At 67.6% G+C, this 17,084-nt stretch carries 19 protein-coding genes; 6 read left to right on the top strand and 13 right to left on the bottom strand.

Annotated features, from left to right (window positions below; translation table 11 throughout):
• Positions 1 to 3: 3 nt before the first annotated feature.
• A complete protein-coding gene (gene treS / locus ABNQ38_RS32585; protein WP_377810420.1) occupies positions 4 to 3,339 on the bottom strand; it encodes a maltose alpha-D-glucosyltransferase in 3,336 nt (1,111 codons plus the stop codon).
• Between the two features lie 283 nt (positions 3,340 to 3,622).
• Between treS and ABNQ38_RS32580 the strand changes: the two genes are divergently transcribed.
• A complete protein-coding gene (locus ABNQ38_RS32580; protein WP_377810419.1) occupies positions 3,623 to 3,763 on the top strand; it encodes a hypothetical protein in 141 nt (46 codons plus the stop codon).
• 140 nt (positions 3,764 to 3,903) lie between these two features.
• On the opposite strand, the gene ABNQ38_RS32575 is transcribed toward ABNQ38_RS32580, so the two are convergent.
• Positions 3,904 to 4,119, bottom strand: a complete 216-nt coding sequence (locus ABNQ38_RS32575) for a hypothetical protein (RefSeq protein WP_377810418.1) — start codon at positions 4,117 to 4,119, stop codon at positions 3,904 to 3,906.
• Between the two features lie 75 nt (positions 4,120 to 4,194).
• Here ABNQ38_RS32575 and ABNQ38_RS32570 point away from each other — a divergent pair, with 75 nt between their 5' ends.
• Positions 4,195 to 4,548: a hypothetical protein gene (locus tag ABNQ38_RS32570; RefSeq protein WP_377810417.1), complete on the top strand. Its 354-nt coding sequence runs from the start codon at positions 4,195 to 4,197 to the stop codon at positions 4,546 to 4,548.
• On the opposite strand, the gene ABNQ38_RS32565 is transcribed toward ABNQ38_RS32570, so the two are convergent.
• The gene (locus tag ABNQ38_RS32565) at positions 4,545 to 6,038 is read right to left on the bottom strand and encodes a PLP-dependent aminotransferase family protein (RefSeq protein ID WP_377810416.1); all 1,494 of its coding nucleotides are present in this window, start codon (positions 6,036 to 6,038) and stop codon (positions 4,545 to 4,547) included. The genes ABNQ38_RS32570 and ABNQ38_RS32565 overlap by 4 nt on opposite strands.
• 133 nt (positions 6,039 to 6,171) lie before the next feature.
• Between ABNQ38_RS32565 and ABNQ38_RS32560 the strand changes: the two genes are divergently transcribed.
• Positions 6,172 to 6,861: a pyridoxamine 5'-phosphate oxidase family protein gene (locus ABNQ38_RS32560; RefSeq protein ID WP_377810415.1), complete on the top strand. Its 690-nt coding sequence runs from the start codon at positions 6,172 to 6,174 to the stop codon at positions 6,859 to 6,861.
• Positions 6,862 to 6,996: 135 nt separating this feature from the next.
• Here ABNQ38_RS32560 and ABNQ38_RS32555 read toward each other — a convergent pair whose 3' ends face one another.
• The 8 genes from ABNQ38_RS32555 to ABNQ38_RS32520 form a co-directional block, all read right to left on the bottom strand.
• Positions 6,997 to 7,608, bottom strand: a complete 612-nt coding sequence (locus ABNQ38_RS32555) for an OmpA family protein (protein ID WP_109048901.1) — start codon at positions 7,606 to 7,608, stop codon at positions 6,997 to 6,999.
• Between the two features lie 170 nt (positions 7,609 to 7,778).
• Positions 7,779 to 8,315 carry a gamma carbonic anhydrase family protein gene (locus ABNQ38_RS32550; RefSeq protein WP_377810414.1) on the bottom strand — a complete coding sequence of 179 codons (537 nt, stop codon included), beginning with the start codon at positions 8,313 to 8,315 and terminating at the stop codon, positions 7,779 to 7,781.
• Positions 8,316 to 8,492: 177 nt separating this feature from the next.
• On the bottom strand, positions 8,493 to 9,569 hold the full coding sequence (argC, locus tag ABNQ38_RS32545) for an N-acetyl-gamma-glutamyl-phosphate reductase (protein WP_377810413.1): 1,077 nt from the start codon (positions 9,567 to 9,569) through the stop codon (positions 8,493 to 8,495).
• Positions 9,570 to 9,719: 150 nt separating this feature from the next.
• Positions 9,720 to 10,208, bottom strand: coding sequence for a 30S ribosomal protein S9 (gene rpsI, locus ABNQ38_RS32540; RefSeq protein ID WP_098737139.1), 489 nt, complete (start codon positions 10,206 to 10,208; stop codon positions 9,720 to 9,722).
• A gap of 2 nt (positions 10,209 to 10,210) precedes the next feature.
• Positions 10,211 to 10,675: a 50S ribosomal protein L13 gene (gene rplM, locus ABNQ38_RS32535; RefSeq protein ID WP_098737140.1), complete on the bottom strand. Its 465-nt coding sequence runs from the start codon at positions 10,673 to 10,675 to the stop codon at positions 10,211 to 10,213.
• A 182-nt stretch (positions 10,676 to 10,857) separates the two neighbouring features.
• Positions 10,858 to 11,355: a PaaI family thioesterase gene (locus ABNQ38_RS32530; RefSeq protein ID WP_377810412.1), complete on the bottom strand. Its 498-nt coding sequence runs from the start codon at positions 11,353 to 11,355 to the stop codon at positions 10,858 to 10,860.
• Between the two features lie 72 nt (positions 11,356 to 11,427).
• The gene (locus ABNQ38_RS32525; RefSeq protein WP_377810411.1) at positions 11,428 to 12,243 is read right to left on the bottom strand and encodes a hypothetical protein; all 816 of its coding nucleotides are present in this window, start codon (positions 12,241 to 12,243) and stop codon (positions 11,428 to 11,430) included.
• A 174-nt stretch (positions 12,244 to 12,417) separates the two neighbouring features.
• Complete coding sequence (locus ABNQ38_RS32520) at positions 12,418 to 12,939, bottom strand: ferritin-like domain-containing protein (RefSeq protein WP_377810410.1); 522 nt, start codon at positions 12,937 to 12,939, stop codon at positions 12,418 to 12,420.
• A gap of 212 nt (positions 12,940 to 13,151) precedes the next feature.
• Here ABNQ38_RS32520 and ABNQ38_RS32515 point away from each other — a divergent pair, with 212 nt between their 5' ends.
• Positions 13,152 to 14,147 (top strand): formylglycine-generating enzyme family protein, encoded by a 996-nt coding sequence (locus ABNQ38_RS32515; protein WP_377810409.1) that lies wholly within the window; start codon positions 13,152 to 13,154, stop codon positions 14,145 to 14,147.
• 27 nt (positions 14,148 to 14,174) lie between these two features.
• Here ABNQ38_RS32515 and ABNQ38_RS32510 read toward each other — a convergent pair whose 3' ends face one another.
• On the bottom strand, positions 14,175 to 15,074 hold the full coding sequence (locus ABNQ38_RS32510) for a LysR family transcriptional regulator (protein ID WP_377810408.1): 900 nt from the start codon (positions 15,072 to 15,074) through the stop codon (positions 14,175 to 14,177).
• Between the two features lie 109 nt (positions 15,075 to 15,183).
• Between ABNQ38_RS32510 and ABNQ38_RS32505 the strand changes: the two genes are divergently transcribed.
• Positions 15,184 to 15,816 (top strand): glutathione S-transferase family protein, encoded by a 633-nt coding sequence (locus ABNQ38_RS32505; RefSeq protein WP_377810407.1) that lies wholly within the window; start codon positions 15,184 to 15,186, stop codon positions 15,814 to 15,816.
• Positions 15,817 to 15,981: 165 nt separating this feature from the next.
• On the top strand, positions 15,982 to 16,875 hold the full coding sequence (locus ABNQ38_RS32500; RefSeq protein ID WP_377810406.1) for a 5'-nucleotidase, lipoprotein e(P4) family: 894 nt from the start codon (positions 15,982 to 15,984) through the stop codon (positions 16,873 to 16,875).
• Positions 16,876 to 16,931: 56 nt separating this feature from the next.
• On the opposite strand, the gene ABNQ38_RS32495 is transcribed toward ABNQ38_RS32500, so the two are convergent.
• Positions 16,932 to 17,084: a hypothetical protein gene (locus tag ABNQ38_RS32495; RefSeq protein WP_167421718.1), complete on the bottom strand. Its 153-nt coding sequence runs from the start codon at positions 17,082 to 17,084 to the stop codon at positions 16,932 to 16,934.

Raw genomic sequence — 17,084 nt, 5'->3', positions numbered from 1 at the left:
CGCTTATTCCTTCGCGCCCGCCTCGTTGGCATCGTCGAGAAGGCCCAGCACGCCCTTCACCGGGATGCCGATCCAGTTCGGCCGGTTCGCCGCCTCGTAGCCGATCTCGTAGAAGGCCTTCTCCAGCAGGAACAGAGTCAGCAGGCCGCGCGCGGTCTCTTCCGCCTCCGGCAAGGCCGGGCAGCCCTCGATGGCCGTGCGGTAGCCGTCGAGGAAGGACCGGGCGCTGCGGCGTTCCCAGTCGCGGGCGGCGGCCAGCGCCGGGCTGTCGCCGCTGTTGGCCCCCTCGCCGGCGCTGTCCAGCCGGAACAGCGCCGCCCAGGCCGCATAGTTGAAGGAGCGCAGCATGCCCGCCACGTCGCGCAGCGGGCTGGACTTGGCGCGGCGTTCCTCCAGCGTCTTGGCCGGCTCCCCTTCGAAGTCGAGGATGTACCAGTCGTTCTGTGCCCGCACCACCTGCCCCAGGTGATAGTCGCCGTGGATGCGAGTCTTGACGCCGCCGGCCGGCATCGACGCCAACACCGAAATGCGCTCCATCGCTTCGGCCCGGCGGGCCAGCAGCTGTTCGGCGTCGGTCCGCATGTCGGCCGACAGGCGGTCGAGCGTCCCCGGCAGGGCGGCGAAGGCGGCCTCCGCCTGGGTGCGGACGGCATCGGCCCAACCTGCCAGATCGCCGGCGGTGATCGGCTCCGGATCGAAGGCCGGCTTGCCGGTGTTCTGCGCCAGCGCCCGGTGCAGTTCGGCGGTGCGCTGCCCCAGCGTGGTCATCATCACCAGATGCATGCCGAAGGGCTCGCCCGATTCGGCGGCGTCCTCGGTGGTGCCGGCGACGCCCAGCCGGATGTCCTCCAGCTGGCGCTCTAGCTCCTCCACCGTGCTGGCCCAGCCGTCGCCCTGGTTGCGGACGAAGACCTGCGCCACCGCCAGCGCGGTCGGCGTGCCGTCGGCGGCGACCTGCTCCACCGTGCCCAGCAGGGCCGGGGTGTTGGCGAAGCCGACTTCGGTCAGGAAGCGCCCCATCTCGACCTCGGGATGCTCGCCCTCCACCAGACGGCGCAGCACCTTCAGCACGATCTGGCTGTCGACCAGGACGGAGGTGTTGCTCTGCTCGACGCCCAGGCGCCGCACCTCGGCCTCCGGCGACAGCTCGATGGCGGTCAGCGCCTCGGTCGCGGTGAAGCGGATGCTGTCCTCGCCGGCAGTGGCCTTCAGCGTGTCGCCGCGCCGCATGGCCCCGATCAGCGCCAGGGCGAAACCGTCGGCCTGCACGGCGTCATAGATGGCGCCGGTCCGCGGCCCACGCCGCACCTTGGCCAGCGTGTAGGGCAGCAGCGGCCAGCCGGTGCCGCCGGCCCCGTCCTCCCAGCTCATCGCCAGCGGCAGGAAATAGCTCTGGTCGGCTGTATTCCCATCCAGCCCGACCTGCGTCCTGACCAGCATGAAGCCCTCGCCCGGCCCGGGAAGCTGGGCGGCGAGCGTGACGTGCGAGCGGGTGATGCGGCGGTCCTTGGCGGAGAACCAGCGCTGCTGCGGCAGGAAGCCCTGGAGGACATCGCGGCCCAGCTCGTCCGCCGCCTTGCCGCTGGTCAGGCTGTGCCAACCGTCGCGGACGACGACCGTCAGCAGGTCGGGCACCGGCTCCGGCGGCGTCTCGTGCCAGGTCGGCAGCTCCGCCTCGGCGGTCAGGGCGAACCAGTAGAAACCGTAGGCCGGCAGGGTCAGCAGATAAGGAAGATCGCCGATGGGCGGGAAGACGGTGCGGCCCAGCAACTCGACCGGGATGCGGCCCTTCCAGGTCTTCAGGTCGAGTTCCACCGCCTGGGCCGAGCGCGACAGGTTGGCGACGCACAGCGCGATCTCCGACCCGTTCTCGGTCTCAAGCGAGCGGATATAGGCCAGGACCTTGCGGTTGCCGGGATAGAGCAGCGAGAAGCTGCCGCGGCCGAAGCTCTGGCGCTGCTTGCGCACCGCCACCAGCCGCTTCATCCAGTTCAGCAGCGAGGAGGGGTTGCGGGACTGCGCCTCGACATTGACGGCCATGAAGCCATAGATCGGGTCGAGCACCGCCGGCAGATAGAGCCGCGCCGGGTCGGCGCGCGAGAAGCCACCGTTGCGGTCGATGGACCATTGCATCGGGGTGCGCACGCCGTCACGGTCGCCGAGATAGATGTTGTCGCCCATGCCGATCTCGTCGCCGTAATAGAGCACCGGCGTGCCGGGCATCGACATCAGCAGGCTGTTCAGCAGCTCGATCTTGCGGCGGTCGTTCTCCAGCAGCGGGGCGAGGCGGCGGCGGATGCCGAGGTTGATCCGCATGCGCCGGTCGGCGGCATAGAAGTTCCAGAGATAGTCGCGCTCGGTGTCGGTGACCATCTCCAGCGTCAGTTCATCGTGGTTGCGCAGGAAGATGGCCCACTGGCAGTCGGCCGGGATGTCGGGCGTCTGGCGCATGATGTCGGCGATGGGATGCCGGTCCTCCATCGCCACCGCCATGTAGATGCGCGGCATCAGCGGGAAATGGAAGGACATGTGGCATTCGTCGCCACCCTTCTCCGGATCGCCGAAATAGGGCAGCACATCCTCCGGCCACTGGTTGGCCTCGGCCAGCAGCATGCGGTCGGGGTATTCGGCGTCGAGCGCGGCGCGGATCGCCTTCAGGACGTCGTGGGTCTCCGGCAGGTTCTCGTTGTTGGTGCCCTCGCGCTCCTTCAGATAGGGGATGGCGTCGAGCCTGAGCCCGTCCACCCCCATGTCCAGCCAGAAGCGCATCACCTTCAGCACCTCCTCCAGAACCTCGGGATTGTCGAAGTTCAGGTCGGGCTGGTGCGAATAGAAGCGGTGCCAGTAATAGGCGTTGGCGACCGGATCCCAGGTCCAGTTGGACTTCTCCGTGTCGCAGAAGATGATCCGCGTGCCCTGGTACTTCTGGTCGCTGTCGGACCAGACATAATAGTCACGGTGGTTGGAGCCCGGAGGCGCCTCCCGCGCGCGCTGGAACCAGGGATGCTGGTCGGAGGTATGGTTGATGACCAGCTCGGTGATCACCCGCAGACCGCGCTTGCGGCACTCCTCCATGAAGCGCCGGAAGTCATCCAGGTTCCCGTAGGTCGGGTTGACCGAGGTGTAGTCGGCGATGTCATAGCCGTCGTCGCGCAGCGGCGATGGATAGAAGGGCAGCAGCCACACGGCCGTCACACCCAATTCCTGGATGTAGTCCAGCTTCTGGGTCAAGCCGGCGAAATCGCCGATGCCATCATTGTCGGCGTCGAAGAACGCCTTGATGTGCAGTTGATAAATGACGGCGTCCTTGTACCAGAGCCGGTCCTGCCGATCGATCATGAGTCCAGCACTTTCGAGAAGCGATTGACGGAACACGTGTCGCGGGAACACGGAACGGAAACAAGCCAACCGGTCGAAGGTTTCACCCGGGCGGCCATCAGACAACCCCTGACTTCCGGATAGGCGGGACGGCGGAAACCAGGGTGTACAACCTTCAGCGAGGGTGCCGGGAGGTTCGTTCGAATGTGCGGCAATCCGGAGTGGACGCAGATTGACGCCGAAGGATTATGTGGGCAGCTTGGCCGTACATACCGCTTTAGGCGTATGTCGTGCGAGGTATGTCATGCTGGGGTCCTTCATCGTCGTGACCGGTGGCGATTCCCGCTACTGCCCGCTGATCCGCGAACTGATCGCTTCCCTGCGGGCATTGAAGCCGGCGGCGGAGTGCCCCATCGGTGTGATCGATGCCGGCCTCACCGCCTAACAGATCACGGAGCTGAAGGCGCAGGACGCCGCGGTGGTGACGCCGCCCTGGCCGGTCGGCATCCCGGCGCACAAGCTGCGCAACCGCATCCATCTGAAGGCCAACCTCGCCAAGCTGCATCTGCCGACCTACTTCCCCGGCTACGACACGGTGATCTGGATCGACGCCGACGCCTGGGTGCAGGATTGGGAGGCGGTGGAGATGCTGCGGCGCGGGGCGGCGCTGAACCGCTTCGCCATCGTCGCCCAGTTCGGCCGCTTTTCGGAAACGGAGCTGCGGCTGAACTGGCTTTTCGGCGGCTTCGCGCGGGTGCGGTCGATCCTGTACCAGAATTCCAGCCGCGCCGGCCTGAACACGGCGGAATGCCAGGCGCTGGCGACCCGACAGACCCTGAATGCCGGCGCCTATGCGCTGAAGTCCGACGCCCCGCATTGGGAGGCGTTCCAGCGCTGGCAGAAGCGGGTGCTGCGCAAGGGCTGTTCACCTCCGACCAGCTGGCGATGGCCGGCGCCATCTATCTGGACGGGCTGTCGGTCGAGCTTCTGCCGGAGTGGTGCAACTACATCGGCCCCTGGCGCTTCGATCCGGAGCGGCGGGAACTGGTGGAGTATTTCCTGCCCAACCGCCGCCTGGGCATCGTCCATATGGCCGGCGAGGACGCCATGCGCGCCGACCCGGCGGTGCTGCGCCTGGTGCCGGACATGCAGGACCGCCCCCACCAGCTGAGCCTGCGCTACCCGGCCTGGGAAGTGCCGGCGGTGGAGCAGGTGGCGGAAGCGGTTTAGCCCGTCGGCCTGTCGGCCGCCAGCCGCGCCAGATCGCGCACGGCGCGGTCGAGTGCCGCCGGGTCGTGGGCGGCGAAGCCCAGCAGCAGGCCGTTGCCGGTGCGCCCGCCATCCGCGCGGTAGTAGGTGGACAGCGGCGGCGTGGTCAGGCCGATGCGGGCCGCCTGCCTGGCCAGGGCATGGTCGGGACAGTCCGGCGGCAGGCGGAGCAGGATGTGCATGCCGGCCTCCCCGGCCTCGGCGGTGGCGAAGCCGGCGAAGGCGTCGGCAACAGACGCCAGGATGCCGGTGCGCTTGACGGCGTAGAGCGAGCGCATGGCCCGCAGGTGCGAGGCGAAATGGCCGTCGGCCAGGAAGCGGTGCAGGGCCGCCTGCGGCACCACGCTGGTCCCGCCGTCGAAATGGCGGCGCGCGGCGCGCACCGGCTCCACCAGATCGGGCGGCACCACGACATAGCCGAGCCGCAGCGCCGGGAACATCACCTTGCTGAAGCTGCCGACATAGATGACACGGCCGGCACCGTCCAGCCCCTGGAGGGCGGCCAGCGGCGGGCCGGCATAGCGGAACTCGCTGTCGTAATCGTCCTCGACGATCCAGGCGTCGCGCGCCGCCGCCCAGTCCAGCAGGCGCAGGCGGCGGGCGAGGCTCATCGTCACGCCCAGGGGGAACTGGTGGGACGGGGTGACCAGCGCCAGCCGGGCATCGGCCCCGCGGGCCATGCCGGCGGCGACGTCGATGCCTTCCCCGTCCACCGGCACCGGCACCAGCCGCGCACCGGCCCCCAGCAGGGCGGCGCGGTTGCCGGGCCAGCCCGGTTCCTCCACCCAGGCCTCGTCACCGGGGTCGAGCAGCAGCTGCGCCATCAGCGCCAATCCCTGCTGTGCGCCGGAGACGATGACGACCTGCTCCGGCTCGCAGCGCACGGCGCGGACCGCCCGCAGATAGGCGGCGATCTCCGCCCGCAAGGGGCCGTAGCCCAGCGGGTCCGGCTCCGTCGCCAGCGCCCGCCCGCCATGGCGCCAGCAGCGGCCGATCAATTGCGCCCACATGGCGAAGGGAAAGACCCCCAAGTCCGGCGTGCCGAGCGCGAAGGGCCGCCCCACCCGGTCGCGGGCGATGGACGGCGCCTCCGCCAGCGCCCGGCCACGGGCGGACAACCCGACACCCCGGCGCGCCTCGTCGCGGCCTGAGATACCGCCGGGCGCCGCATCGGGCAGGGAGGCGGCGACGAAGGTGCCGGCACCGACCCGTCCGGTGACGTACCCCTCCGCCAGCAGCGTGTCGTAGGCGGTGACCACCGTGTTGCGCGACAAAGCCCATTCGGTGGCGAGCGCCCGGCTGGGCGGCAGGCGCTCGCCCGGACGCAGGCGGCCGTCCAGCACCGCCTGACGCAGAGCACGGTAGAGCTGGCGGTGGAGCGGCTCCGCCCCGTCCCGGTCGAGCGCCACCGGCCCCAGGCTTGACAGAACCGGACGTGCCGAACGGGCCATGGCGATCCTCGCGAGGGTCAAGCAAAGCGGCCGGTGAAATTGGTCCCTATGGAATCGACATTCCGGACCTTTTGAAGGAGCCATTCTGCCGGCCATTCTGGATCACCGCAACAGTCCGGCCCTGAGCACGACAATGACCAGCCTTTCTGCCGATTCCGCCCCCACCGATTCCGCCGCCTCCGTTTCCTCCGCTGCCCTGGCACAGACCCCGCGCACCCGTCCGGTGCGGCTGGGCGACCGCGGCAGCCATGACGTCGCCCAGATCCACGCCATCATCGACGAGGCGCCGATCTGCCACGTCGGCTTCGTCGACGATGCGATCAAGGGCCATGGCTCCCCCTCCCCCATGGTGATCCCGACGGTCCCCTGGCGGGTGGACGATGAGCTGATGATCCATGGCGCCTCGTCCAGCAGGATGATCCGCCGGTTGCAGGAGGGGGGTGAGGCCTGCATCACGCTGTCGCTGATCGATGGCTGGGTGCTGGCGCGCTCGGCCTTCCATCACTCCGTCAACTACCGCTCGGTCATGCTGTTCGGCCGGCCGCGACTGGTGTCGGAGGAGACGGAGAAGCGCGCCGCCCTCGATGCGCTGATGGAGAAGATCGAACCCGGCCGCAGCACCAAGGTGCGGGCGCCCAACGTGCAGGAGTTGAAGGCCACATCGGTTCTGGCCTTCCCGATCGCCGAGGCATCGGCCAAGCGGCGCTCCGGCCCGCCCGCCGACGATCCGGAGGATATGGCTCACCCGGTGTGGGCGGGCGTGGTGCCCCTGCGGCTGACCGCCGGCGAGCCGGAACAGGACCCGGCCCAGACCGCGGGGTGAGGCGCGGACGACGCTGACAGCTGGAAAAGAAAAAGGCCGCGACCGGGAAGCCCGGCGCGGCCTTTTTCCTGTGGTTTCTCCCGCAGGCGGGAAGGCCGTTCCGAAACCCCCGGAGCGGCCCCCTGCCAACCGTCCTTAGGACGACGGAGCGTTCAGCAGGCGCGGCAGGATCTGCGCACGACGGTTGGACGGCTCGCGGACGTTCGGACCGGTCTGGACCAGCAGCTGGCTCTCGCCCTTGCCTTCGGTCGTGATGTTGGCGGCCTGGACGCCCTTGGCGACCAGGGCCTTCTTGACCGCGTCGGCGCGACGCAGCGACAGCTTCTGGTTGTAGGCCGGCGAACCCGAGGTGTCGGTGTGGCCGACGACGTGGATCTTGGCGCCACCGTTCTTCAGGATGGCCGACACCGCGTCACCGATCACGCGATCGGCGGCCGGGGTGATGTTCGACTTATCCCAGTCGAAGAACACCAGATATTCGCTCTGGACCGCGGCAACGGCGGCCGGAGCCGGAGCGGCAGCGGCCGGCGGGCACGGATAGCTGCCCTGATGGATGACATAGCCGCCGTCAGCAGTGCGGGCGGCGACGCCTTCCGACACCTGACCGGTCCAGCCGATGACCGGGTTGCACCACTGGGTGCCCTTGCCGACCAGGCTCGCGTCCTGGGCATTGGCGGCCGCCGACAGACCGAAAGCGACGATGGCGGCCGGGATGGCAGCCAGACCCGCGCGAACAATAGTCTTCATTGTCTTCACTCCCTTCCAGAACCCTTCCCCATCAGAGTGCCTGCGGGGGATGAACGTATCAATCGAAGCAACGGCCCACGTGCAAGCGCGGCAGCGACCTTCCCAACATGTGGTGTGCGGCGATGTTCCGACACCTCAGCCGTTCGGCCGAACCGTACCTGTACCTTGACCTATGCTCCACTTCCATAGCAGCTTTTCCGGTATGATTCTGCCAAATCCGTATAACGGTGGCTGAGCACAGGAAAAACCGCGAGATCCTTTTCCGTAAGCTCGCGAACCGGTCTAGCAGGGCTGCCGGCCCACAAAAATCCGGACGTAACCCGCTTTCCGGGCGTCACCAGAGCACCGGCCGCGACCATCGCCCGCGACTCGACATAGGCCCCATCCAGGATGCAGGCCTTCATGCCGATGAAGCAGCCGTCTTCCAGCGTGCAGGCGTGCAGCAACGCCATGTGGCCGACGGTGATGTCGTCGCCGATGTAGGTGCCCTGCCCTTCGGAGGCCACGTGGATCACGGTGCCGTCCTGAATGTTGGTGCGAGCGCCGATTCGGATCTCGTTGACGTCTCCACGCACGGTGCAGCCGTACCAGATGCTGCTGTTCGCCCCGATCACGACATCGCCGATCACCGCCGCCGTTTCCGCGATGAACACGGTCGGGTCGACGGTGGGCAGGATGCCGTTGAAGGCGCGGACAAGGCCAGTCATCAGGTCGTACCGAAGTCGTGCATGACGGGCCGGATTGAAGCACCGTAAGGCTTAAGGCACCACCTGATTTCGCATTGACAGGCCAAAGCAAATCCCGATTGGTGCCTCTGTGCAACAGTGCGGACAGGGGGCCACAACGCTGTCACAGCCCCCCACCTATCCTTTCGCGGTAGCCGATTACGGGAAAAGCGGCGCCTGATCGATGCCGGTCGTCTCGCCCAGCCCCATCATGACGTTCATGTTCTGGATCGCCTGACCCGACGCGCCCTTCACCAGATTGTCGATCACCGACACGATGATGGCACTGCGCGGGGCGCGGTCGGCGACCACGCCGATCAGATTGTGGTTGGAGGCACGGACATGGCGCGTCGCCGGCACCACGCCGGCCGGAGTCACGCCGACGAAGGGCTCGTCGGCATAGCGGGCGGCCAGCGTCGCCCGCAGGTCGTCGGCGGTGACGCCGTCGGCCAGGCGGACATAGATGGTCGCCATCATGCCGCGGTTCATCGGCACCAGATGCGGGGTGAAGGAGACGGTGACCGGACGGCCGGCGGCCAGCCGCAGCTCCTGCTCGATCTCCGGCATATGGCGGTGATAGCCGACGCCATAGGCGTTGAAGCCTTCCGACACCTCGGTGAACAGGTTGGCCTGCTTGGCGTCGCGGCCGGCGCCCGACACGCCGGACTTGGCGTCGATGACGATGCCGCCCGGCTCGATCTGGTTCTCCAGCAGGAGCGGCAGCAGCGGCAGCAGCGAGCAGGTCGGGTAGCAGCCCGGGTTCGCCACCACCCGCGCCTTGCGCACGCCCTGGCGGTTGAACTCGGTCAGGCCGTAGGCGACCTCCTTCTGCAGGTCGACGGCGCGGTGCTCATGCCCGTACCAGGTGGCGTATTCGGCCGGGTCGGTCAGGCGGAAATCGGCGGACAGATCGACCACCTTCAGCCCGCTCGGCAGGCCGGCGACCACCTCCTGCGTGGTGCCGTGCGGCAGGGCGCAGAAGATGAAGTCGAGGTTGTCCCACTTCAGCTCCTCGATCTTCACCAGATCGGGCAGGCCATAGCCGCCGAGATGCGGGAACACCTCCGCCATCGGCTTCCCGGCCTGTCGTTCGGCGGTCAGCGCGGCGATCTCCACATTCGGGTGGCGCAGCAGCATGCGCACCAGTTCGGCGCCGGTGTAACCGGAAGCGCCCAGGATGCCGACGCGGATTTTCGAACCGCCGGGAGTGCTGCCCGGAATGCTGATCGAGGCCATGGAGGCAATGTCCTTCGCTGAAGACGATCTGAAGACGGGTGAAACCTGTATCCGGAATAAGCGAAAGCGCGATGACAGCGCAAAAAGAAAGGGGCGCCCCTTTCGGGGCGCCCCTCGCTTGTACCGTAAAGCAGCAGGCCCGTGTAGGGATTAGCGCTTCGAGAACTGGAAGCTGCGGCGGGCCTTGGCGCGGCCGTACTTCTTACGCTCGACCGTACGGGCGTCGCGGGTCAGGAAGCCGGCGGCCTTCAACGGCGGGCGCAGGGCCGGCTCGAAGTAGGTCAGCGCCTTGGAGATGCCGTGACGGACGGCACCGGCCTGGCCCGACAGACCGCCGCCGGCGACGGTGGCGACGACGTCGAACTGCTCCGAACGCTCGGTCACGCCGAACGGCTGGGCAATCATCATGCGCAGCACCGGACGGGCGAAGTAGACCGACTGGTCGCGGCCGTTCACGGTGACCTTGCCGGAGCCCGGCTTGATCCACACGCGGGCGACGGCGTCCTTGCGCTTGCCGGTGGCATAGGCGCGGCCCTGGGCGTCCAGCTTCGGAGCGGCGAGCTCCTCGGAGACGGTCGCGGTGGCGGCGGCGCCCGTCAGTTCCTTAAGGCCGGAGAGGGTGGTGGTGACCTGGGCCATGCTTACGCGCTCCGCTTATTCTTCGGGTTCAGGGCGCCGATGTCGATGGCGACCGGCTGCTGCGCATCGTGCGGATGCGTGGCACCCTTGTAGACCTTGAGGTGGGTCATCTGCTGGCGGCCGAGCGGACCGCGCGGAACCATGCGCTCCACGGCCTTCTCGATCACACGCTCCGGGTACTTACCGTCCAGGATCTGGCCCTTGGAACGGCCCTTGATCCCGCCCGGATAGCCGGTGTGCCAGTAGAAGATGTCGGCGTCGCGCTTGTTGCCGGTCAGCTTCACCTTCTCAGCATTGATCACGACGATGTGGTCGCCGCAATCCATGTGGGGGGTGTAGGTCGGCTTGTTCTTGCCACGCAGGATGTTCGCCAGGATGCTGGCAAGCCGGCCGAGAACGAGGCCGTCGGCGTCGACGACGTACCACTTCTTCTCGATCTCGGTCGGCTTCAGATTGAAGGTCTTCATCGCCACACTCGTTTCTTCGAATACGGATCGGCTGGCCGCCGATACCGGGGCGCCGAAGCGGACGGTTTTCTACGGGCCGGAGTACACCTCTGTCAACGGAAAAATTATCATTTATTTTCAATGACTTGCGAGAGTGGTAATTAGATACCGCTTCCTCAAACCCATTGATTCAAAAGGAGTTTTTATGGCGCTTCATTCATGCGGTAGTTTGATACCGCAACGGAGACGGGGTCGTGCGGCGGGATCGAGTAGGTTCCCGTCACGTGGGCGACCGGTTCCGGATCGCCTTCGGAGAACAGCAGGATCTCGCCATAGGCCAGCCGCTTGCCCAGCTTCAGGACGCGCGCCTCGGCGACGATGGCGACGGGCGGCGGACGGCGCAGGAAGTTGATGGTCATGCTGGTGGTCACCGCCAGCTCGACCCGGCCGATCAGGCTCAGCACTGCACCGTAGAGCGCCACGTCGGCCAATCCGAACATCGCCGGGCCGGTGACGGTGCCGCCGGGGCGGACGAAATCGTCCTTGTAGGGCAGGCGCAGGCGGATGGTGCCGGCGCCCAGGCTTTCCACGACGATGCCGAAGTTCCCGACCAGCGGAACCCCCTCGCGGATCAGATCCTCCAATTCCTCCTTCGTCATGGCGGGAACGGGAGCGGCGGCGGAACGGTCGGCGGCGGACATGGGGCCTCGGTCGGTGAACTTGATTGGATCACCGAACTGTGCGCCATCCTGTCCATTCGGACAAGTATGGTGCTACTCGGCCGGCTTCGTCTCCGCCGGGGCCGAGGGAGCAGCGGGGGGCGAGGCGGGGGCCGCCGCTGCCGGTTCCGCTCCTGCCGTGGAAGCGGTGGGGGCGGGGCCGGCAGGGGGATTGTCGGTGGGGGCGGTCAGGCGGACCGGCCCACCGCCGTTGGAAGGCTGCGCCGGACCGGTGGCGGACTGCTCGGCCGGAGCGGCCGCTGGAGCCGGTTCGGCAGGCGGGGCGAGCGGCACCGCCTTGATGTCCGATTTCGGCGTTTCGGGCCGGGACATCTCAGATTTGGCCGTCTCCGATTTAGCAGCCTCGGGCTTCGTTGCATCGGCCTTGGCGGGCTCGGGATCGGCGGGGGTGGAATAGTCGGGGACGATGCGGGCCTGGCTGCCGGTGATGACCAGCACCTTCTGGCCGATGGGCAGCGGCTGCGGCTCCTTCTGGGTCAGCGACAGCAATTCGCCGTTCGATTTGCGGACGATGTATTCCCAGCCGTTGGTGTCGCCGGCGATGTGCTCCATTGCCGTGCCCAGCAGACCGCCGATCGCCGTGCCGCCGACGGTGCCGAGCGCGGCGTTCATGCCGCCCGTCCCGACCTGCGCCCCCAGGATGCCGCCGGCCGCACCGCCACTGACGGCACCGACGGTGCCGTTGGCGCTGATCGCCACCTGACGGAAGCCGACGACGATGCCCGGCTCGACCTTGTTGGCCTGCTGGACCGCGCTGGAGGCGTAGGTGTTGGGAGAATAGTCGGAGGTGCAGCCCGCAAGACCGCCGACCGCGGCGATGAACAGGCAGAGAGAGACCGATCGAAGCACGGGCGAACCATCCGTTTTGAAACCCCGCCAAGTTTCTTACGGCAAAGTCCCCCGACTCGTCACCGGGCAAAATCCGGACGCCATGGGAATGCTGCATTGCAACAGAGCGATGGCCGGGAAAGAACTTGTCCTTCCCGGCCACCATGAATGCAGAAGACGGCCCAGCGACCGGCGTCAGCGGCCGGCGGTCTGGTCGCTGGCCTTCAGCGACAGGTACTTCAGCGTCAGCGTCGGCACGTTCTCGATCACCCAGGAGGCCATCGCCTCCTCCTCGCGCAGCGAGGTCTGCAGCAGCGGCGTGGCGAAGGCGAAGTTGCCGGCCTCCGCCACCGTCAGCAGCGACCGGTAGCTCGCCACCTCGAAATTCTCGAAGGCGTAGTTGGCGAAGGAGTTCTTGAGGATCTCGTCCTCGGCGAAGCTGTGGCCAAGTGCGGCCAGATTCCCCATGATCGACAGGGCGGTGTCCTTCAGCCCGGAATGGCTTTCCTGAAGCTGGTCCAGGATCTGCTCGATGCGGGTGATCTGACCCTCGGTCTCGCCACGGTGCATGCGCAGGTGGTCGGAGACCTCGGGATAATTCACCAGACGGTCAAGCTGGCGGTCCATCAGGGCCAGTGCCTGCTGTTCCACCGCATGGGCGTTGCGCAGGCCGGTAACGAACAGCGCGCGCGTGAGGTCCGCGGGATAGGCAGCCATGTGTTTCTCCTGTGGTATCAACGCTCCGTTGAACGTCTGCCCGCACCAACAGCAGGGCGCCGTCTTCGACGCTTACCGCTTGCGCCATAACGCAAAGGGGCAAACCTCCGGCTGTGGTGCCCGAATACCGGTTGGGGTACCGGCTGGAAGTGCCCCGACCGGGACACGGACGCGCGGTTGCCGGACGCGGCGCGCTGCGGGGAAATGGCTCCATGATCCGCACCGGCACCTCCGCAAGAGACATCCCCGCCATGACCGTCACCCTGCCCGGCTCCGTCGGTGCGGTCGTCGCCCTCATCCTGATGCTGACGGCGCTGGCCGGCTGGCGCCGGGTGGAGCCGGACGATCTGACCGGCTGGCGGACCGAACGGCTGGCGACCTTCCATGTCTGGCAGGCGAGCAGCCCGGCACGCGAGGTCTGGGACCATCCCGACGCGCCCGTCCTGGTCACCATCCCCGCCGGCAGCTATCTCCGGGGCTCCCCGGCCACGGAGACGGAACGGTTTCCCGACGAGCCGCCGCAAACCCCGGCGTCGGTCCAACATCCCATCGCCGTCGGCAAATATCCGGTCACCCGCGGCGAATATGCCAGCTTCATCCAGGACAGCGGCTATCGGCCACGGACGGTCTGCCGCGGCTATGCCGGCGAGACGGAGCTGCTGCCGCGCTGGCATTTCTCCTGGCGCCGACCGGGGTTCGTGCAGACGAACAACGACCCGGCGGTCTGTGTGAGCTGGTACGACGCCAAGGCCTATGTGGACTGGCTCAGCCGCCGGACCGGCAAGAGCTATCGCCTGCTGACGGAGACGGAGTGGGAATATACGGCCCGTGCCGGCACCCGGACCGCGCGCTGGTGGGGTGACGATCCGGCCAAGGGATGCGATGCGGCGAACGTCGCCGACCTGTCGGCCAAGGACCGCTTCACCGATTGGGAGGTGGCGAACTGCCGCGACGGCGCCCTGTTCACGTCGCCGGTCGGCAGCTACCGCGCCAACGGCTTCGGCCTTTACGACATGCTGGGCAATGTCTGGCAGTGGGTGGAGGACTGCGCCCCGGACGGACGGTCCGAAGCGACCTGTTCGCAGCGGACGATGCGCGGCGGGTCGTGGCACAGCAACCCGCGCTATGTCCGCTCCGCCGTGCGCCGGGTGGACGCGGCCGAGAGCGGCTATGCCGCCTACGGCATCCGCGTCGCCCGCGATCCCTAACCCCGCGATCCCTGGCGAGGCTGGGGATCAGCTGCGCAGAACCTCCAGCGCCGACAGGCCCTGCACCGCATGGTCGAGGAAGGCACGCACCCGGCCGGGCATCAACCTTGCGGTCGGCACCACGACATGGACCGGCAGCGGCTCCGGCTCGGCGTGCGACATCAGGCGCACCAGCGTACCGGCGGCGAGGTCGTCCGCCGCCTGATAGGACAGCGGGCGGGCGACGCCGTGCCCGTCACGGGCGGCGAGCAGGGCCGGCTCGATGTGGCTGACCGCCAGCTTCGGCGTCACCCGCAGCACCCGCTCCCGCCCGTCGATCAGAAAGCGCCAGTCCGGCGGACCGGGCCGGGCCGTCGTCAGGATGATGTCGTGGCCGGACAGATCCTCCGGCATCGACGGCATGCCGCGCCGCGCCAGATAGCCGGGGCTGGCGACCAGAAAGCGCCCGACCTGCCCCACCCGCCGGGCGACGAGGCCGGAATCGGGCAGCGGGCCGATGCGGATCGCCACGTCCAGCTCCTCCTCGATCAGGTCGAGGTTGCCGTCGGACAGCGTCAGCTCGACACGGATGTCCGGAAACTCCCGCATGAAGTCGAGGACCAGAGGCGTCACATGCTTGCGCCCGAACATCACCGGCGCGGTGACGCGCAGCCGCCCGCGCATTGGCCGGTCGGTTCCGGTGGCGGCCAGCGCCTCGTCGTAATCGGCCAGCAGCCGGCGCGCCTGCTCGGCCAGCCGCCGTCCGGCATCGGTGGGGGCAAGGTTGCGGGTGGTGCGCTCGATCAGCCGCACACCCAGCCGCTCCTCCAGCCCCGACAGCGCGCGGGTGACGGCGGGCGCCGACCGCCGCAGCCGCTTGGCCGCACCGGCAAGGCTGCCGGTCTCCAGGATCGCGACGAAGATCGTCAGTTCATCCAACCGGTCCATAATTCTTCCAATTCCTGAAAGAGTCCCTTTTCATCAAAGCCTATTCCTGCGAAGCGGCGCAAGTGGTCGGGTGTGGGCATCCGCGACCCACAGAGAAGGGAGCCTTGTCATGGGCACCAGCACCGATCCCGCCATCACACTGTACGGCACGCCGCTGTCGGGGCATGCCCACCGGGTCGAAGCCTTCCTGAACATCCTCGGCCTGCCCTATCGCTATGTCGATGCGAATGCCGAGCTTCGCCGGTCGGATGCCTTCCTCGCCCTGAACCCGTTCGGACAGATCCCGGTGCTGGTCGACGGCGATCTCGTCCTGCCGGACTCGGTCGCCATTCTCGTCTATCTCGCCGACCGCTACGACGCTTCCGGCCTGTGGAACCCGAAGGCGCCGGACGAGACGGCGCAGGTGCAGCGCTGGCTGTCGGTCGCCGCCGGCGACCTGCGCTTCGGGCCGGCGCTGGCGCGCATCCTGACGCTGTGGGGCGGGGCCGGGACGCTGGCCGACGCGCAGAGGGTCGCGGAACGCCTGCTGCGCTTCATGGACAGCCATCTGGCGACCCGCGACTGGCTGGCCGCGGAGCGGCCGACCATCGCCGACATCGCCTGCTACGCCTATGTCGCCCGCGCCCCGGAAGGCCACATCCCGCTCGATCCCTATCCGGCGGTCCGTCGCTGGCTGGAGCGGGTGGAGGCAATCCCGGCGCTGACTCCAATGCCGGAAAGCGCCATCCCCCAGCCGGCCTGAGACCCGCCGCCGGATACCCTGACGCGAGCGTATCTGGTTACCGTGACGCAAGCGTATCTGATTACCGTGACGCAAGCGTATCTGATTACCGTGACGCAAGCGTCACGGGACCGTCGCCAAGCACCTGAATCTGTGCTTCGATGACAGTTCCATGACACTTGATGGATGGATGAGTCGATGCGCAATTCCGCCTGTTCCGGGCGCTGGTCGCTGCTGTCCGGTGCGGTTGCCCTTTCCCTTCTGGCCGGCCCCTCCCTGGCGGCGGATCCGGCTCCCCAAGGCCCGGTGCCGCAAAGCGATCTGCTGAACGCCGAGCTGTGGATGCAGCGGTCGGTCGAATACAAGGCGAACTCGCTGGCGGTCTATGCGCTGGGCAGGATCCAGCTGGACAAGGCACTGGCCGAAAAGAACTGGACCGCGGCGACCGAGCAGACCGGCAGCTACCAGGACCTGCCGCCGGCCGTGGTGCTGGACCTGGACGAGACGGCGATGGACAACTCCGCCTATCAGACCGGGCTGGTCACCACCAACGGCGAATTCTCGCCCAAGACCTGGGATGCCTGGGTGAAGGCGGAGAAGGCGACGGCGGTGCCGGGGGCGGTCGAGTTCACCCAGTACGCCGAATCGAAGGGCGTGAAGGTGTTCTACGTCACCAACCGCAACGCCGACCAGGAGGAGCCGACCCGCCGCAACGCGCAGGCGCTGGGCTTCCCGATGGGCGGCAACGTCGATACCTTCCTGATGTCGAAGGAAAAGCCGGACTGGGGTTCGGCGAAAGGGACGCGGCGCGCCTACATCGCCAAGGATTACCGGATCGTTCTGCTGTTCGGCGACAATTTCGGCGACTTCAGCGATGCCTACAACGGCAGCGAAGCCGACCGCCTGAAGGCGTTCGAAGCGGCGAAGGAGCATTTCGGGCGCGACTGGCTGATGCTGGCCAATCCCGGTTACGGCTCGTTCGAGAGCGCGCCCTTCGGGCATAATTTCAAACTGTCGGCGGACGAGAAGCGGGCCAGGAAGATCGGCGCGCTGGAGCCCTGGGTGGCACCGGCCCAATAACGGCCTGCCCAATAACAGCTTGAGAGGACGGTGCGCCGGGCCTGGAGTGTTGACCTTCAGAAGATCAGGCGCACCGCTTCCACGATCAGCAGCCACGGCGTGCCGATCATGACGGTCCAGACCGCCAGACGCGGCAGGCCGCTCATCTTGCGGACCTTCGGTTCAGCGGAGGGGGCGGCTTCGAACGAGGCGGCGTTATAGATCGACAT

Source organism: Azospirillum sp. A29, from assembly GCF_042604625.1.
Taxonomy (GTDB): Bacteria; Pseudomonadota; Alphaproteobacteria; order Azospirillales; family Azospirillaceae; genus Azospirillum; species Azospirillum palustre.
Note: the sequence above shows the minus strand (reverse complement) of the source record. Positions and strands in the feature narration are given on the sequence as shown.

What these genes read in the sequence shown, in the direction of transcription:
- treS (WP_377810420.1), bottom strand. Translation starts at nt 3,339, where the DNA reads ATGATCGATCGGCAGGACCGGCTCTGGTACAAGGACGCCGTCATTTAT.
- ABNQ38_RS32580 (WP_377810419.1), top strand. Translation starts at nt 3,623, where the DNA reads ATGCTGGGGTCCTTCATCGTCGTGACCGGTGGCGATTCCCGCTACTGC.
- ABNQ38_RS32565 (WP_377810416.1), bottom strand. Translation starts at nt 6,038, where the DNA reads ATGGCCCGTTCGGCACGTCCGGTTCTGTCAAGCCTGGGGCCGGTGGCG.
- ABNQ38_RS32560 (WP_377810415.1), top strand. Translation starts at nt 6,172, where the DNA reads ATGACCAGCCTTTCTGCCGATTCCGCCCCCACCGATTCCGCCGCCTCC.
- ABNQ38_RS32555 (WP_109048901.1), bottom strand. Translation starts at nt 7,608, where the DNA reads ATGAAGACTATTGTTCGCGCGGGTCTGGCTGCCATCCCGGCCGCCATC.
- ABNQ38_RS32550 (WP_377810414.1), bottom strand. Translation starts at nt 8,315, where the DNA reads ATGACTGGCCTTGTCCGCGCCTTCAACGGCATCCTGCCCACCGTCGAC.
- argC (WP_377810413.1), bottom strand. Translation starts at nt 9,569, where the DNA reads ATGGCCTCGATCAGCATTCCGGGCAGCACTCCCGGCGGTTCGAAAATC.
- rpsI (WP_098737139.1), bottom strand. Translation starts at nt 10,208, where the DNA reads ATGGCCCAGGTCACCACCACCCTCTCCGGCCTTAAGGAACTGACGGGC.
- rplM (WP_098737140.1), bottom strand. Translation starts at nt 10,675, where the DNA reads ATGAAGACCTTCAATCTGAAGCCGACCGAGATCGAGAAGAAGTGGTAC.
- ABNQ38_RS32530 (WP_377810412.1), bottom strand. Translation starts at nt 11,355, where the DNA reads ATGTCCGCCGCCGACCGTTCCGCCGCCGCTCCCGTTCCCGCCATGACG.
- ABNQ38_RS32520 (WP_377810410.1), bottom strand. Translation starts at nt 12,939, where the DNA reads ATGGCTGCCTATCCCGCGGACCTCACGCGCGCGCTGTTCGTTACCGGC.
- ABNQ38_RS32515 (WP_377810409.1), top strand. Translation starts at nt 13,152, where the DNA reads ATGATCCGCACCGGCACCTCCGCAAGAGACATCCCCGCCATGACCGTC.
- ABNQ38_RS32510 (WP_377810408.1), bottom strand. Translation starts at nt 15,074, where the DNA reads ATGGACCGGTTGGATGAACTGACGATCTTCGTCGCGATCCTGGAGACC.
- ABNQ38_RS32505 (WP_377810407.1), top strand. Translation starts at nt 15,184, where the DNA reads ATGGGCACCAGCACCGATCCCGCCATCACACTGTACGGCACGCCGCTG.
- ABNQ38_RS32500 (WP_377810406.1), top strand. Translation starts at nt 15,982, where the DNA reads ATGGATGAGTCGATGCGCAATTCCGCCTGTTCCGGGCGCTGGTCGCTG.
- ABNQ38_RS32495 (WP_167421718.1), bottom strand. Translation starts at nt 17,084, where the DNA reads ATGTCGATCTATAACGCCGCCTCGTTCGAAGCCGCCCCCTCCGCTGAA.